The organism is Nonomuraea sp. B19D2, assembly GCF_040137845.1.
GTDB lineage: Bacteria > Actinomycetota > Actinomycetes > Streptosporangiales > Streptosporangiaceae > Nonomuraea.
On record NZ_JBEFAK010000006.1, the window covers coordinates 20,639 to 37,255 of the forward strand.

A 16,617-nucleotide genomic window follows, 5' to 3' on the forward strand; every position below is an offset into this window, starting at 1 on the left:
CTTGTTTGGGAATGGCAAGAAGTCCGCCCAGCGCCGGGTGCCCGGACTCGCGCTGATCATCGGCGCCGTCAGACTCCGTTCATGGCCACATCACAACAAGGCTATGCGCACAGGTCGCCGAAAAACCTTCAACCGACCCTGCTTCCTGGGCGGGCGCGCTTTCTGGCACGCTCCGCGTGGGCACGCCGCGCGTTCGCCTGGCTGCCGGGGCTGCTCACGGCCGGATTCACTGCGGCCGTCCTTCTTCGATACGGTGTCTCGGCCTCCGAACTGGCTGTTTACACCGCGTACCTTGTCCTTTGCCTCGTGCTCCCCGGCGTGCTGTTGATCCGTATGCTCTACCCTGGGAGGCGCACCCTGGCGGAGGAGGTGGCGCTCGGCCTGGCGCTGGGGTTCGCCGTGGAAATCGCGACCTACATCGCGGCCAGGGCCGTTGGACTTCCTCTGCTCGTTCTGGCGTGGCCCATCGGCACGTACGTCAGCTTCCTGGCCGTGCCGCGGCTCCGCGCGCTCTGGAAGGCGGGCCCCAGATCGGAGGCACCGGTCTGGTGGGCATGGGGGCTCGCGCTGATCGTCTGCTACCTGGTCGCCAAAAGCGCCTACAGCTATTTCAGCATCGGTCCGCTCACCTGGCCGGAGCTGGCGAGGTATTCCGACGACGTGCCTTTCCACCTCGGCCTGATCGGCGAGTTGAAGCACCACATGCCGCCGATGAGCGCCATAGTCGCCGGCGAATCGCAGTTCTACCACTGGTTCGTCTACGCGCACTGGGCGGCCGCGAGCTGGATCACCGGAGTCGAGCCGCTGGTGCTGCTGCTCCGCCTCGGCGTTCTGCCGATGCTGGCGGCGTTCGTCGTGTTGATCGGACTGCTCGCCCGGCAGGTGACGAACTCGTGGAAGGGAGGCATGCTCGCCGTTCTGGCCACGCTGGGCGTGGGCGCTCCTCGCCTGTTCCTCGGCTCGGTCGGAACCTTCACCTGGGGCGGGATCAACGATGCCGCGTGGGGAAGCCCCACGTTCACCTTCGGGGCGCTGCTGTTCGTGCCGGTGGTCCTGCTGGTGGCCGACCTGCTCGGGAAGCGACGGCACGAGCGCGCGGCGTGGCTGCTCCTTGGCGTCTTCCTCATTGCGGTGATGGGGGCCAAGGCCACGTATCTGCCCCTGCTCCTCGTGGGGCTGCTGCTGGCGGTGGTCGCTGGCGCGATGCGGCGCCGGGTGCCGTGGCCCGCGCTCCTCGCGCTCGTGCTGGCCGGGGCGTGCCTGCTCTTCGCGCAGTTGGTGCTCTTCGGCGGGCAGCGGCAGGGACTGCTCGTCGCGCCCTTCTCCTACATGGGGACCGTCTGGCAGGACCTCACCGGTGCGTTGGTGGACGTCAGCCCGTCACTGACCTCAGTGCTCGGCGTCACGGTGGTGTACCTGCTGGCGTGGGCCGTCACGTGGAGCCCGGTGCTCGGGCTACTGAGCCGGCCAGGTCTCGTCATCCGCTCCGACGTGGCCGTCATGCTCGGTATAGCCGCCGCGGGTCTCGGCGCGACGGTGGTGTTCGACCATCCGGGGAGGAGCCAGGTCTACTTCCTTTGGGCGTCTTATCCCTACCTCGCGGTCCTCGCGGTGTTCGGCACCCTTGTCATTCTGCGGCGAGCGTGCGTGCCGCGCCGCATGACGCTGTGCGCGGTCGGGGCCGGATTGGTCGGCGCCTACGTGATTCCTCTCTTGTGCGGCGTCCGCGCGCCGCTCGGCCCCGGACGGCCGGACTTCGTCCTGCTCCTGCCGTACATCGCGCTGGTGGTCGTCGCCGGCCTCACCGTCATCGTCCTGGCCGGCCTGCGGCGGGCGATGCGCGGGTGGGCCCTGATCATCGTGGCGATGGCCGTCATCGGGCTGCCTGCCGCTCACCACGCGCGTGCACTGTCCTTCCTCTCACGTGGCGGCACGGAGCCGTCCGCACCAGAGGTTCCGGCATCGGTGATCCCGCAGGGTGTGCTCTCAGCCGCGCGATGGGTGCGCGGTCACTCGACCCCTGACGACCTCATTGCCACGAACGTGCACTGCCGCTGGGGCTTGGAGAAACCGTGCGACAGCCGCCAGTTCTGGCTGTCCGCGCTGGCCGAGCGGCACGTGCTGGTCGAAGGATGGGCCTTCACGGCGAAGAACGTGGATCGCTGGACGCCTGGACAGGTGGAGCAGTACCAGCCCTTCTGGGATCGGGAACGTTTGGCGGCGAACGAAGCGGTCTTCCTGTCGCCGTCGACGGCCACGATCCAGCGGCTGCGGGATCAGTACGGCGTGCGGTGGCTCCTCGTGGACGAACGCCGGTTGCCTCAGGGCTCGCGGCTCGGAGATTTCGCCGAGCTGCGTTACCGCGCGGGCGACTACGCCGCGTACCGGCTTCCCGCGTAATGACGAGGACCCGCGGCCCTGGCGATGGCAAGGGCCGCGGATCCCATGGCGAGCGATGCGCCGGTCGTCAGACGGGGTAGCCGTACTTCTGCAGATGGTGGAAAAGGGAACGATCCAGCAGCGAAACCTGTCGAGGTGTGAGGTCCCTTTTGAAGGCCTCTGTCCGGCTTCCGGAGAACCTTTCGTGTTCCAGGCTCCGCTCGAAGTCGGGTGTCCAGGAAAGCCCGAGGTGCTGCAGGATGACGTCCATGTGCTTGCGCGGGTCGGCGAGCAGATCTTCGTAGCGCATCTCCAGCCAGAGATGCGGCGGCACGGCCGCACGAGCCACCTCATAGGCGTCCATCATCACCTTCCAGCCGATTCCCGCCAGATGCGCGAGGCATCGCCCAGAGCTCTCCCACTCCTCCGCATACAGGGCGGGCAGTGGGCCGAAGCGCCAGCCTGGAATGCCGAGGTGGCCGCGCCACCAAGGCATCTGAGCAAGGGAATTGGCGACGGCGCGCCCGTCCCGCACGATGTGCACGAAACGGGCCTCAGGGAAGACCTCATGGAGGAACGCGGCACGCGGCCAGCCGGTGAACTTGTGAGTGAGGTCTTCTCGCCCTGGAGATTTCCTGCGCTCGAAGAACTCCCGCAGGCGCTGCGCCAGCCATGGAGTGACGTCCCGGGCCGTCAGATCGCGGAACGGGTCGGCGAGCATGGGCGACACCTCGCGACTCAGCGCGGAGTACGCCTCGGAGGGGGCGAGCACCATTCCGCTCCTCGACATCAGCCCTCTCGGGAGTCGGCGGTAGATCGTCCCGCTGTGCCGCCGTACCGGTCCTGGGACGTGTGCCCACCGGTTGTCCAGACCTGAGATGAAATGCACCCCCGGATGGCGAGCGAGCACTCCGTATACCAAAGTGGAACCGCAGCGTCCGGTGCCGATGAGAAAATCGGGCACGTAAGCCTCCCCGTTGGAGACACTCAGGAAACGGGCCTGTTCAGGGCGGCTGGATCCGAGCGTCTCAGCATGTTCGTCAGTAGCGAGGTCACCTCGACGGTATGGCCAACGTGCGCTTTCTTGTTGGAGGTTGAGGCTGGGTCGTGTCGCTCCCGCCGGGCAGCGCCCTCATCCGGTAATGCCGGCGGCACGGGCGGGCAATATTTCCCGCAGCCGGAGCGCCACCATCGCCGCAGACTTCGCAATGGTGATGATGGCGTTTGTGGTGACCATGACGCATGTCTGCGAAGTGATCAAAACACTCGATATCGTCGGCGGTGCGGAGACGCTGCTCATCGAGCGGCTGCTCGCGGCACCGCGCCGGGCGACGCGCTACACGGTGGCGTGCCTGTCGGCATCGGATGACAGCGTTCAGCGACTTGAGGCTGGGGGCATCGACGTCGTCCACATGGCCTCGTATCCGCGCCCGCTTAGGCTCATTGGACTGGCCGCCGCGGTCAGGCGGTTGCGGCCCGACGTCATCCACCTGCATTCGCCGCTGCCCGCTTCGCTGCTCCGGTTGACGTCTTTCTTTTCCACACCTCGCCCCGCGCTGATCTCGACCGCGCATGGTGTCCGCTATCGCTTGCCGACGATGCTGCTCGACCGCGCGACAGGGTGGCTGGACACCCACACGGTAGCGGTCTCCTCCCAGGTCGCCCGCGCTTTCGTCACCAGAGGGGCCCGCAATCTGTCCACGAGGATGCACGGTGTCAAGGTCGCGGAGCAGCGTCGCCGAGCCAGGGAAGCCGGACTGGTCAGAAGAGAGTGGAACGTTCCACAGTCCTCATTCCTGATCGTGCACGTGGCCAACTGCCGCCCGGAGAAAAGGCACGAGCTCCTGCTTGAGGCGGCGGCCAAGGTAGTGAACGTCTCTCCGCGCGCGCTGTTCCTCCTGGCGGGCTCCGGCCCGCTGGAAGGCCAGATCGCCCGGCGCGTGGCCGAACTGGGATCGGACGCCGTTCGGTTTCTCGGCTGCGTGCCGCGCGCCGCGCGCCTCATTGCGGCCGCCGACCTCCTGGTGCTCAGCTCCGCCAACGAAGGGCTGCCCGTCGTGGTCATGGAGGCCCTCGCGGCGGGTGTACCGGTGGTGTCCACCGCTGTCGGAGGCGTCCCAGAGCTGATCGAGCATGGCAGGAACGGCTACCTGACCAGGCCGGGAGATTCCGACGATCTCGCTGAGAGAATCCTGGGTGCGATGCGGCCCGAGAACCACGCCTGGCTCCGTGAAGGCGCGCGGCAGAGCGCCGACCTGGTGGACATCACCCGGACGGCCGAGTGGTTCGAGCGGCTCTACGAAGAGGTTCGGGTGCCGTGACGCCACAGCGGCGTACCGAATATCCGACGCGTCATAAGAAGGACGCGTCATAACAAGGGAGCCGCGCCCTGATCGGACGCGGCTCCTACGAAATCACGGTGGTCATTTGACACCGCGGATCACGTAAATCCCTCGGTGACGTTCGACGGAGAAGCTCTGCAGCCGCAGATCTGTCGCCCACCGGTGCAGGCGACGGCGTGACTGAGGTCGCTCATATCGCGGCGCGAGCCAGTCGAACGTGTCGAGCACCGACCAGTCGCGGATGGTTTTCCTGTCCGGCAGGTTCAGGTGCCGGTGAATGGCGACGGGAACGAGCCGGGCCAGGCACGGCCCCGCGACCGGAACGTCGGCGAGCGCCATGGCGAGCGGGAGCAGCCTCGGCGCTGTCTGGTCCACGATGGAGTACAGCCGCGCGGGAGGAATGCGCTTGGTCAGCGGGCGCAGCAGTTGCCGGGGATGTAGATAGGAGACCGGGGCCGCGTACACGTCAATGCAGAACCGGCCTCCGGGGCGCAGATAACGGAACAGCGTCTTGAAGGTGCGCTCGACGTCGGGCGTGTGCTGGATGACGCCGAAACAGAACAGGAAGTCGAACGATTCCTCGGGCAGCGGCAGGTCATAGACGCTGGCCTGGAACAGTCGCAGGTTGGGAAACCGGCCGTTCGAGGCGGCGTTGGCGTGGACCGCGCTGGAGATGTCAAACGACGTCACGACGGCGCCGGTCTCGCACAGCACCTCGGTGAAACGCCCGGCCCCGCTGCCGCATTCGAGCACCTTCTTGCCGCGGAGTTCCTCAGCCGTCCAGCCGCTCGCCTTCATGACGCGATCGCGGGAGATGGTGGTGCCGGAGTGGGAATCGAGCTGGGTCAGCCGATGCCGGTTCCATTGGTACCCGAATCCATCCGCATAGTTGTCCGCAGGAACGAATCTCGGGACGCCGCAGTCAATCGGATAGGCGGCCTGGCAGCTCCGGCAGACGAGTTCGTCCCGTTCGACGTGAAGCGAGGCGCGGCAGCGGAGGCAGCGCAACGCGGAACACCAGGGAATCCCCGGATCGACGCCGGGCGGTGCTTGCTTCGGAAGAGTCATGTGACTGACCGTTCGGTAGGCGAAAGAGCTGACCGCGGCCAAGAGCGGCCACATCTCACAATCGCTTCATGTTACGATGCGTGATCGTCTCGCTACGAATATGAATGGCGGCGTGTCCCCTGGCCGACCGGCGAGCATGCGACGGGGCAGGGAAAACGCCTGCCAAGCGACGGCAAGGACATCGCGCTGTCCGGGCGTTGGCACTGCGTTCCCGACTCTTGCGTCGCCAGGCTTCGCGCATGACCGAAGCCAAGCTCTTGCCGCGTTCGGAGCCGTCTCCTGCATCCGGTGCCGAGCCGGTCAGAGGTAGTCAGGCGGCTCCATGGCGGGCCTGGAGGTGGGCTCCGGCAGCCGCCCTGGTCGCCTGCGTCGGAGCGGTGTGCGGCCGCTACGGCGTCGCCCTCTCGGATCTGACGCTGTTCAGCCTTTATGTGGTGCTGGGCCTGGCGCTGCCCGGCCTGCTGTGGATCCGCGCGCTGCACCGCCGTGATCACACCTTCCCCGAGGAGGTCGCGCTAGGCGTGGCGTTGGGCTACGCCCTGGAGGTGCTCGCCTACATTCCCGCCCGTGCGATCGGCGCGCCCTTGCTGGTCGTGGCTTGGCCGCTCGGCACGTACGTGCTGTTCCTGGTGGTGCCACGGCTGCGCGGTCACTGGAGGGGCAGGCCGCGCAGCGGCCGCGCGCCGCGCTGGTGGCCGTGGTCCCACCTGCTGATCGTGATCTGCCTGATTCTCTGGACCGCCGGTGAGTTCTACGACGCCCACGCCCTCACCTGGCCGGCGATGGCGTCGTCCTATGTCGACATGCCCTACCACCTCGCCCTGGCCGGAGAGGTGAAGCACCACATGCCGCCCACGACGCCGGGCGTCGCCGGGGAGCCCTTGGCGTACCACTGGTTCGTCCACGCGCATGTCGCGGCGGCCAGCTGGGTGACGGGGGTGGAACCGCTGGTTCTGCTCTACCGCCTCGCCGTTCTGCCCATGCTGGCCGCGCTCGTCGTGCTCCTGGGGGCGGTCGGCCGCCGGATCACGGGATCGTGGGCGGGCGGGCTGGCCGGCCTGGTGAGCGCGGTGTTCGTCGTGGCGCCCAACATGTACGTGGGCTCCGTCGCCGGCGTGTTCAGCTGGGCGTCCGCGCAGTCGTGGTCGAGCCCGAGTCAGGTCTTCGGCGCCCTGTTGTTCGCTCCTGTCGTGCTCCTTGTCATCGATCTTCTCGGCCGGTCGGGGACAGGGCGGGGCCGCTGGTTGCTTCTGGTCATCAGCATGTCAGCGGTCATGGGTGCGAAGGCGACGTATCTGCCGCTGCTGGCAGCTGGGGTGGCGGCGGTGGTGGTTGTCGAGGCGGCCCGGTCTCGCAGGCTGCCGCGGCGCGCTCCGGCCGTACTGGCGGTGACTGTGGCGTGCCTGGTCCTGTCCCAGTTGCTGCTGTATGGAGGTGCGCGGCAGGGCCTCGTCTTCGATCCGCTCTCGATCTTGCGCGTGACCTGGAGGAACCTGACCGGCGTGGGCGCGTCGGCGGAGGTGCCCTGGACCGCCGTGGCCGGGGTCGGCCTCTTGTGCCTGCTGTGTGGCGGGATCACGTGGTGTGGCGTGCTAGGCCTGGCTGTGCGGCCACAGCAGCTCCTACGGACGCCGATCGTGCTCACGCTCGGCATGAGCGTGGCCGGTTTCGCGGCGTTTCTCCTGCTCGGACACCCGGGTCTGTCACAGGGGTACTTCCTGCAGGCCGCCTGCCCCTATCTGGCCATGGTCGCGGTGTCAGGAGCGGTGCTCGCCGTCCGGGAGGCAGGACTGACGGCCAGGGTCGTCGCCTGTGCCGGAGGCGCGGGCCTGCTGACCGCGGCCGCCGTCCGGCTGCTCTTCGATGTCAGGATCCCGCTGCGTCCTGGCCAGAGCGATCTGATCCTGTACCCGCCGTATCTGGCCCTCCTCGGCGTGGTCGCCCTCGTGGCCGTCCGCCGGAGTGGGCGCCGTACGCTCGCGCTGACGATCTGCCTGGTCACGGCGGCAGGGACGCCTGCCGCGTGGTTCGGCCGTACGCTGCCGGATCCGTACGGCGAGGAATCGGCGCAGGGCGTGCCTCCAGGGCTCCTCGCGGCGGGCCGGTGGCTGCGCGACCACTCGGCCCCGGATGACATCGTGGCCACCAACACGCACTGTCGCCTCGGACGCGAGAGGCCGTGCGATCACCGTGCCTACTGGATGACCGCGCTGAGCGAGCGGCGCGTCCTCGTCGAAGGGTGGGCCTACACGGCGCACAACACCGATGGCTGGCGTCCTGGTCAGTCGGTGTCCGGTCGTCCGTTCTGGGATCGGGAGCGCATCAGGGCCAACGACACGGTCTTCGAGCGCCCTTCCGCGGAGGCGGTCCGACTGCTGCGCGAACGCCACGGAGTGCGATGGCTCTTCGTGGACGAACGCCGGCTGCCGTCCGGCTCCGCCTTCGAGACGTTCGCGAGCCTGCGGTTCCGCTCGGGTGGCTTCGGCGTCTATCAGCTGGGTCGGCCCGTCCTGCGGTGACGCAGGCAAGGGTCTGCCGCATGCGCTTCCGCGGACGGCCCGCCGGAATGAGGCGCGACACACCGCCGCCCGTTCCGCGTCGTGGACTCAAGTGCTGCTTACTGTGAGTAAGGCCATGATTTCTAAGGGTGATCACACGATATCGCCCACCCATTCAATGGAGGCATCGTGTGCGGCATAGCCGGAATGGTGTCGATGTCGCGGTCGGACCCGATGCTGGTTGGTCACATGTGCGACGTGATGAGGCATCGAGGGCCTGATGGCGTCGGGTTCCACGATGACGGCCGTGCCGTACTCGGCATGCGCAGGTTGGCGATCATCGATGTAGCGACCGGAGAGCAGCCGGTCTACAGCGAGGACGAGCGCGTCGTCGCGGTCTTCAACGGTGAGATCTACAACTTCCCCGAGCTCCGTGAGGAGCTGACGAAGCGCGGGCACCGGCTGCGCAGCACGGGCGACTCCGAGTGTCTCGTCCACCTCTACGAGGAGTACGGTGTCGATCTGGTTCATCGGCTCCGCGGCATGTTCGCGTTCGCCATCTGGGATCGGGATCGTGAAAGGCTGGTCCTCGCGAGGGACCGGGTCGGGAAGAAGCCGCTCTACTGGCGGGCGGACCACGAGTCGATCAGCTTCGCGTCCGAGCTGAAATCCCTTGCCCAGGACCCCACCATGTCCCGCGAACTGGACCTGATGGCCCTGCATCACTACCTGAGCTTCCGCTACGTCCCCGCGCCGCAGTCGATCTATCGCGACGTGCGGAAGCTGCCGCCGGGCCACGTTCTCGTCTGGGAGCGCGGGCAGGTCTCCGTACGTCGCTACTGGCGGCTCGACCACGTGCCGCGGCCGGTGGTCGACGAGAACGAGGAGCTGGAGCGGCTGCGCGAGTTGCTGCTCGAGGCCACCCGCATCCGCATGGTGAGCGAGCGTCCGCTGGGGGCCTTCCTGTCGGGAGGGATCGACTCCTCGGCGGTGGTGGCGGCGATGGCCATGCAGAGCTCCGCGCCGGTCAAGACGTTCTGCGTGGGATTCGACGACTCCTGGTACGACGAGCGCCACAAGGCGCGCATGGTGGCCAGGAAGTACGCCACGGATCACCAGGAGTTCGTCGTGACGGCCGGACTCGCCGACGTCCTGCCGACCCTCGCCTGGCATTTCGACGAGCCGTTCGCCGACTCCTCGGCCGTTCCCAGCTTCTACGTGGCACAGATGAGCCGGCGGCACGTCACCGTCGTGCTCAACGGCGACGGCGGTGACGAGTGCTTCGGTGGCTACCAGCGTTACGCCCTGATGGACAGGGCAGGCAAGATCCCCGCCATTCCCACGCCCATCGCGGCGGTTTCGGGCCGCCTCGGCACGCACATCATGAACAGGTCCCGCTTCGGCACGTTCCCCCAGCGGCTCGGGCGGCTGATGCGGTTCGTCGGAGAGAGACCGGCACACCGCTACGCCTCGCTGATGTCGTGCTTCACGCGGGAACAGAAGCTGTGCGTCTACAGCGACGCGTTGCGGGGGGAACTGGCGGACGTCGACAGCTACCGGCTCTTCACGGAGATCTTCCGGGACTCCTCGGCGGTGACCGAGGTGGGCCGCGTACAGGACGTCGACACACTCACCTATCTTCCCGGCGACCTGCTGGTGAAAGTGGACATCACCACCATGGCCAACTCACTCGAGGCGCGATCTCCCTTCCTGGACCACCATCTGATGGAGTGGGCGGCGACCGTGCCGAGCTCGTTGAAGGTACGCAACCTGCAGACGAAGCTGCTGCTCAAGAAGGCCGTCGCCCCCTGGCTTCCCGAAGAGTTGCTGCACTACCCCAAGCGCGGGTTCGGCGTGCCGCTCGCCATGTGGTTGCGCGGGGAGCTGCGCGAGCTGGCCCACGACGTACTCACCGACGACACCGCTCGCGGGAGGGGCCTTTTCAACCCCGTGGCAGTCCGTGACCTCCTCAGAGAGCACATGGAGGGCGCGGACCACGGTGAGCGGCTCTGGGCGTTGCTGCAGTTCGAGCTCTGGCACCGTGCGCACGACGTGCCGAGCGGTCCTGCCGGGACGCGGGGACCCGCACCCCGTGCCGTGACCACCTGATCGAGAAGAGCCAACGAAAGGTCCTGCGGTGGCGCCAAGAGACGGAACCAGCCTGCGGCGCGTCGCGCTCCTCATCGGGCAAATGGGATTTGGCGGCACCGAGACGCAGGTATCACTCCTGGCACGGGAACTGCGCGGTCGCGGCTTCGTCGTGGACGTACTTCTCCTGTCCGAGGGAGGCGCGCATGAGCCGGTCCTGCGCTCGGCCGGCGTCGGCGTCCATCACCTCGGCTTCTCGCGGCAGCCGTCCGGCCGGGCCGCGGTGGTGAAGAACCTGCGGGCCTTCGTTCGACTGGTGCGGTTGCTGCGCAGGCTCAGGCCCGACGTGCTGCATGCGTTCCTCCTGGAGAGCTATGTGCTCGGTGCGCCCGCCGCGCGGCTGGCCGGAGTGCCTGTCGTGATCGCCGGACGGCGTGGGATGAGGGAGGTCGAACGGGCACCGCAGTGGTGGTCCACGCTCGGAGGCGCGATGATGCCCATCATCGATCACGTGGTCGCCAACGCGGTCGCTGTGGCTGAGGAGGCCAGGACCGTGCTCGGCGTTCCCCCGAACAAGCTCAGCGTCATCTACAACGGCGTGCCGGAGTCCGCGTTCGACGCCGTCGAGCCGGAGAGTGTCGACACGAGCCTGCCTGTGGTGGTGTGTCTGGCCCGCTTTCGCCCGGAGAAGGGACACGAGCCCCTCCTCGACGCTGCCGCGCTGCTTTCCAGGCAGGGCACCCCCTGCACGCTGGTGCTCGTCGGCGACGGTCCAGAAGAGAACAGGGTCAAGGAGTACGCGAGCGGGCTGGATGTCGACGTGCGGTTCGCAGGTCCCGTGACGGATGCCAGGGCGTGGCTGGCCCGCGCCGACGTCGTCGTCCTCCCGTCGCTGTCCGAAGGGCTGAGCAACGCGGTCATGGAGGCGATGGCCCAGCGCAGGCCGATCGTCGCCACGGCCGTCGGCGGCACGCCGGAGCTCCTGGTAGACCGGGGGGTGCTCGTGCCTCCGGGCGATCCCAAGGCGCTCGCGGAGGGCATCGCCCGCCTCCTGCGCGATCCGGATCTCGCCGTCCTTCTCGGCGCTGCGGCTTGTGCCTGGGCCATGAAGCAGCTCGACGTGACCACCTTGGTCGAGGAGCATGTCAAGCTCTACCGCCGGCTCCTGGAACGACGATGCCGGAGGTAGCGACCACGAGGTCGGCCGCGGGCGTGGTCTTCCGCACGCTCGTGACGCGGGCGGTCCGGCTGGGTCTGAGCATGGTCACCGGTCTGGTGATCGCACGCATGCTCCAGCCCGAGGGAAGGGGCGTCTACGCGGTGATCACCACGGTGGCGAGTGCCGCGATCATCGTGGGTCACCTCTCGCTGGAGAAGTCCCAACTCGCCATGTGGTGCGACTCGTCGCGGCATCGCTTGCTGACGACGCACGGCGCGATCCTGGGGCTGGTCGTCGGCTCCCTCTCCGCCCTGGGTGCCATCCTGCTGGTGCCCGTGGCCGGGTGGCCGGGAGAGCTCTGGCTGTGGGCGCCGGCGCTGTCGGCCGTGCCTTTCGCCGCCGCCGCCATCAACCTGAACAGCATCCTCATCCTGCAGTCGCGCATGGACCTGCTGAATCGTAAGACGGTCTGCTGCGCGCTCGTGCAGTGTCTGCCGATCCTGGCGCTCGCCGCCGCAGACCGCGTGACCATCGCCAACGTGGTCGTCTGCTGGGCGGTGGCGGTCGCCCTGCCGTTCTTCCTCGCGGCCCACGGGCTCCGGCCCATCTCGCTCCGCTGGAACCGTGATGTCCTACGGCGCCAGCTCAGCCTTTCCAGCAGGTACCACGTGGGCTGGGTGGCGATGTACCTCGTCGCCAACACCGTTGACGTCGTGCTGCTCAACGCCATGGACTCCCCGGCCACAGTCGGCATCTACGCCGTCGCGGTCACCGTCATGGCGCTCACCCGCATCCCGGGGGAGACGATCACCCAGGTCACCCTTCCCGCGCAGGCCGCCAGCAACGTGGAAGATGCCAAGCACATCACCGCCAGGGCGCTCCGGCTCAGCATGCTCGTGTCGTTCGCCGTCGTCGTCTGCCTCGCCGCGGTTTCACCCTGGCTGATCCCGCTGCTCTACGGCCAGTCCTTCGCGGGCAGTGTCGCCCCGCTGATCGCGCTTGCGCCAGGAACGGTCGCGCTGATGATGGTGAGGCCGGTGGAGCAGCATCTCGTACGGCTCGACCGGCCGACGGCGATGACCGTCGTCTCGATCATCGCGCTGGTCGTCAACATTCTGCTCAATCTGGTGTTGATTCCCCGGTGGGGGGCGGTGGGCGCGGCATTCGCGTCGAGCGTCACCTACATCTTCATGGCATTCATGGAAGCGTCGCGCTTCGTCAGATCGACGGGCCTGCCGGTGTGCGAGCTGATCCCCGGACTGGCGGACCTGCGGTTGTTGCTCCGGCCGCTGGCCGTCAAGCTGCGGCGCGGCGCGGCGGCATCTTGATCACTATCCCTTCCGCGGCGGTGCCACCACGCGGATCAGGCGCGTCCGGCGGCCCTCTTCAGGGAGACGGCGTCTGCCTGCTCTGAGGGGACGGCCTGGTCTCGCCGGGTGCGGGTCCAGGCCACCGCGGCGAGCAGGCTGGTGACGAGGACGATGGGGATGCGCTGGCGGAAGATCAGCCCGATGTTCGCCATGGTCGTGGCATAGACGATCGTGCCTGGCACGATGAACAGCATCAGCACGAGGAGCGTCCTGCGGTCATGGCGCCAGAGCCGGAAGGCGCCACGGATCGAGCAGTAGAGCAGGAAGTACCAGATGAGCACGTCGATCTTGCCGAGCTGCAGCGCGAGGCTGCCCTCCGACCACGGGAACGGCGACAGGACCGTGTACACCAGCTTGGGCCCGAGGCCGGCCCACGCGTTGGCGCCGTCGTAGAAGTCGACCCCGGAGCCCCCGCCCGCGTTGGAATGGCGGACGGCATCCGACTGGCCCATGTCGAGCTGCTGCTGCATCTGCTCCAAGGGCGTGTTGCTGAAGACGCCGCCGGCGAACAGCATGCTCGCGGCGAGCAGAGCGCTGAAGGCGACCAGCTTGCGAACGGAGAAGCGCGACCTGGCGGCCACCACGCCCATGAGCAGTGGGATGGCGCACATGAAGACCATGTATGGACGCACATGCCATTGGCACCACAGCAACGGCGCAGCCAGCAGCAGCGTGCTCACCCTGAAGCGCTTGGCCAAGGATGCGCCGATGCCGACGCAGGCGACCACGAGGAAGGCGTTGAACCCGTCCTTGTAGGTATCGGCCGTGTGCAGGAGGAAAGCCGGCATGAAGGCCGTGAACACGAGGAGTTGGAGCGCGGCGCGCGCGTCGGCCCCGATCAGTCTCGCCAACCTGTAGATGACGAGGCAGAGCGCGCATGCGAGCAGCGCCACGACGGCCGTGCAGGCCAGTGGCGCGGGCCCGCCGCACAGGTAGATGACCAGTGCGAAGACGTTGCACGGCACGGCGACGGAATAGAGCGAGCTCAGCTCGTCGGCCGTGACGAACGAGAACCCCTCGAAATGCCAGTAGCTCACGATGTCCAGGGCACGCTGCTCGTAGTCGAGGTTGTCGCCGCCGTACTCGATGAGACCCGCGCGCAATACCAGCACGTGGACGAGCAGCCGCACCGCGAAGGCGGCGAGCAGAATCGGCACCACCCGTCGCGCCGCCGCCGCGTCCAGATTCGTCTTGACCAGCAGAACGAGCGTCACGGCTGCAGCGGCGACGATGACATATTCCATGAGAGCAGACCTTCTGGAACAAGCAACACGGCGACGACGACGCTAGCGTTGAGCGCTGCTCGACAGTGCTTTCCGCAGACCGGCCTGGCCCGCTGATTACCCCACTTTGTGAATTCTTTTCGACAAGGCCCGCTTTCTCGGTGAAGACCGTGCCGAGGGCGCGTCGCAGGACTTTGGGGAAGGTAAGCGCCGACTGCCCGACGATCACGTCTAGGTAGGGAGCGAGAAAACATTTCACCACTCACCGCGACGGCGTGAGCGTTACTGACCGATTCCCTAGCTAGCTTCGCGGACGTGGGCCAGACCGTCGTCAAGGAGCCGCATGCAGCTGGACAGTCGAATTCGCATCATGGAAGTGATCGCGCGGTTGAACGTCGGCGGTCCCGCTACTCAGGTGCTCGGGCTCTCGGAACGGCTGAACGCGGAAGAGTTCGACCACCGCCTCTACACCGGCTATGTCGACGACGAGGAGGGCGACCATCTGGGCCTGCGAGGCCGAGATGTGCGCGTGCACCGGATTCCCGGCCTCGGCCGATCCATCCGGCCGACCGACGACGCACGTGCCCTTTTCCAACTCGTGTCCGCGATGCGCGGCTTCCGGCCGCATGTCGTGCACACGCGTACGGCCAAAGCGGGCGCGCTCGGGCGGGTGGCCGCGAAGCTGTCGGGCGTCGGAGCCGCCGTCGTTCACGTCTTCCACGGCCACTTGCTCAACGGCTACTTCACCGGTGCGAAACGCGCGATTTATGTGCGCTCTGAGCGCCTCCTGGCGACCATGTCGGATCGCCTGGCGACCGTGGGCGCCGAGGTCCGCGATGACCTTCTCCGTGCGGGGATCGGGCGCCCTGAGCAGTATGTCGTGATCCCTCCGGGCGTCCGGTTGGGTCCGGTGCCGGATCGCGCGTCCGCCCGCCGCGCTCTCGACCTGCCGCTGAGCGCTCCCGTGGTGACGTATGTCGGCCGGCTCACGCAGATCAAGCGGCCCGACCGATTCGTCTCCGCGGCGAACAGGATCCTGGCGCGGGTGCCGGACTGCCGCTTCGTCATCTGCGGCGGTGGCGACCTCCTCGACCAGGTCAAGCAGGACATCGCGCCGGTGCGGCACGCCTTCCACCTGGTCGGCTGGCGCAAGGACGTGGAGACCGTCTACGCGGCGTCCGACGTGGTGCTGCTGACCTCCGACAACGAGGGCACCCCGCTCACGCTCATCGAGGCGCAGATGGCCGGCACGCCTGTGGTCTCCACCCGCGTGGGCAGCGTCGCCGAGGTCGTCCAGGACGAGCGCACCGGGTTGCTCTCTTCGACCGATCCAGCCGCACTGGCGGAACAAACCGTACGAATCATCTCAGACCCCCTGCTCGCGCACCGGCTTGGCGAGGCTGCGCGCGGCTGGTCAACCGCCTCGTTCGACGTGGGCCGCCTCGTCGCTGACACCGAGGCCCTATATCGATCACTGGGCGAGCCGCGCCGGGATCGTCGTGTCACCACAGGAGGGATCAACAGGTGAATGTACTCGTAACCGGCGGGGCCGGCTTCATCGGCGCGAATCTCTGCCGGGCGCTCGCCGCGCGGCCCGAGATCCACAACGTCACAGTGCTGGACGACCTGAGCAGCGGGGACGTCGCCAACCTCGATGGCGTCGCGGTGCGTTTCGTCCAGGGCAGCATCCTGGACCCGGCTCTGCTGGCCGACCTCGTCGCGGACGCCACGACGGTCGTGCACCTCGCGGCGCGCCCTTCGGTACCCAGGTCGCTGGCGGATCCGCTGGCCACGCACGACATCAACGCCACGGGGACGCTGCGCGTCCTCGAGGCATGCAGGGCCACGATGCCGCACGTGATCCTCGCGTCGTCGTCATCCGTCTATGGCGACTGCACGGAGCCGTACAAGCATGAAGAGCTGCCGACCAGGCCGCTCAGCCCGTACGGGGTGAGCAAACTGGCCACCGAGGCGTACGCGCTCGCGTACGCCGCCAGCTTCGGCCTGCCCGTCCTGCCGTTCCGCTTCTTCAACGTGTACGGCCCGCTCCAGCCCGCCGACCACGCCTACGCGGCGGTCATCCCCTCGTTCGTCTCCAGAGCGTTGGGGGGCCGTCCGGTGCCGATCTTCGGCGACGGGCTTCAGACGCGTGACTTCACCTACGTGGGAACGGTCACGCAAGTCATCTGCGACGCCGTCGCCTGCCGCGTGACGAGCGGGAAACCGGTCAATCTCGCATACGGCGCCCGTACGTCGCTGCTGGAGCTCAAGGACATTCTCGCCTCAGTGCTCGACAAGCCCATCGAGGCCGAGTTCCTTCCGCCGCGGGCAGGCGACATCCGTGAGTCGCAGGCATCCCCTCACCTGCTCAAAGAGCTGTTTTCCGGCGTGCATCCGGTGTCGGTTGATGACGGGCTCCGCCAGACGGTGGCCTGGTTCCAGACGGCGGTGGTCGCGAGTTCCGGCGTACCCGCCTGAGCCGCCGCCATC

General features: G+C 67.7%; 11 protein-coding genes. 8 read left to right on the top strand and 3 right to left on the bottom strand.

Annotation, left to right across the window (positions count from 1 at the left end; genetic code table 11):
• Positions 1-318 precede the first annotated feature (318 nt).
• Positions 319-2,400 (top strand): hypothetical protein, encoded by a 2,082-nt coding sequence (locus ABN273_RS13235; RefSeq protein ID WP_349449031.1) that lies wholly within the window; start codon positions 319-321, stop codon positions 2,398-2,400.
• 67 nt (positions 2,401-2,467) lie between these two features.
• Here the strand turns inward: ABN273_RS13235 and ABN273_RS13240 are convergent, their stop codons facing one another.
• Entirely contained in the window at positions 2,468-3,343 is an 876-nt protein-coding gene (locus tag ABN273_RS13240; RefSeq protein WP_349449032.1) for a sulfotransferase family protein, read from the bottom strand.
• Between the two features lie 178 nt (positions 3,344-3,521).
• On the opposite strand from ABN273_RS13240, the gene ABN273_RS13245 reads away from it, so the two are divergent.
• Complete coding sequence (locus ABN273_RS13245) at positions 3,522-4,700, top strand: glycosyltransferase (protein ID WP_349449033.1); 1,179 nt, start codon at positions 3,522-3,524, stop codon at positions 4,698-4,700.
• A 102-nt stretch (positions 4,701-4,802) separates the two neighbouring features.
• On the opposite strand, the gene ABN273_RS13250 is transcribed toward ABN273_RS13245, so the two are convergent.
• Positions 4,803-5,831, bottom strand: a complete 1,029-nt coding sequence (locus tag ABN273_RS13250; protein WP_349449034.1) for a methyltransferase domain-containing protein — start codon at positions 5,829-5,831, stop codon at positions 4,803-4,805.
• Between the two features lie 197 nt (positions 5,832-6,028).
• On the opposite strand from ABN273_RS13250, the gene ABN273_RS13255 reads away from it, so the two are divergent.
• The 4 genes from ABN273_RS13255 (at position 6,029) to ABN273_RS13270 (ending at position 12,862) form a co-directional block, all read left to right on the top strand.
• A complete protein-coding gene (locus tag ABN273_RS13255; RefSeq protein ID WP_349449035.1) occupies positions 6,029-8,308 on the top strand; it encodes a hypothetical protein in 2,280 nt (759 codons plus the stop codon).
• Between the two features lie 168 nt (positions 8,309-8,476).
• Complete coding sequence (gene asnB, locus ABN273_RS13260; protein ID WP_349449036.1) at positions 8,477-10,396, top strand: asparagine synthase (glutamine-hydrolyzing); 1,920 nt, start codon at positions 8,477-8,479, stop codon at positions 10,394-10,396.
• Between the two features lie 82 nt (positions 10,397-10,478).
• Positions 10,479-11,564, top strand: coding sequence for a glycosyltransferase (locus ABN273_RS13265; RefSeq protein WP_349449037.1), 1,086 nt, complete (start codon positions 10,479-10,481; stop codon positions 11,562-11,564).
• Positions 11,552-12,862, top strand: a complete 1,311-nt coding sequence (locus ABN273_RS13270) for a lipopolysaccharide biosynthesis protein (protein ID WP_349449038.1) — start codon at positions 11,552-11,554, stop codon at positions 12,860-12,862. Before ABN273_RS13265 ends, ABN273_RS13270 begins: the two co-directional genes overlap by 13 nt.
• Before the next feature lie 35 nt (positions 12,863-12,897).
• Here the strand turns inward: ABN273_RS13270 and ABN273_RS13275 are convergent, their stop codons facing one another.
• On the bottom strand, positions 12,898-14,148 hold the full coding sequence (locus ABN273_RS13275) for a hypothetical protein (protein ID WP_349449039.1): 1,251 nt from the start codon (positions 14,146-14,148) through the stop codon (positions 12,898-12,900).
• A gap of 322 nt (positions 14,149-14,470) precedes the next feature.
• Between ABN273_RS13275 and ABN273_RS13280 the strand changes: the two genes are divergently transcribed.
• Positions 14,471-15,655: a glycosyltransferase gene (locus ABN273_RS13280; RefSeq protein WP_349449040.1), complete on the top strand. Its 1,185-nt coding sequence runs from the start codon at positions 14,471-14,473 to the stop codon at positions 15,653-15,655.
• Positions 15,652-16,605, top strand: coding sequence for an NAD-dependent epimerase/dehydratase family protein (locus ABN273_RS13285; RefSeq protein WP_349449041.1), 954 nt, complete (start codon positions 15,652-15,654; stop codon positions 16,603-16,605). The genes ABN273_RS13280 and ABN273_RS13285 overlap by 4 nt, the downstream gene beginning before the upstream one ends.
• Positions 16,606-16,617 lie beyond the last annotated feature (12 nt).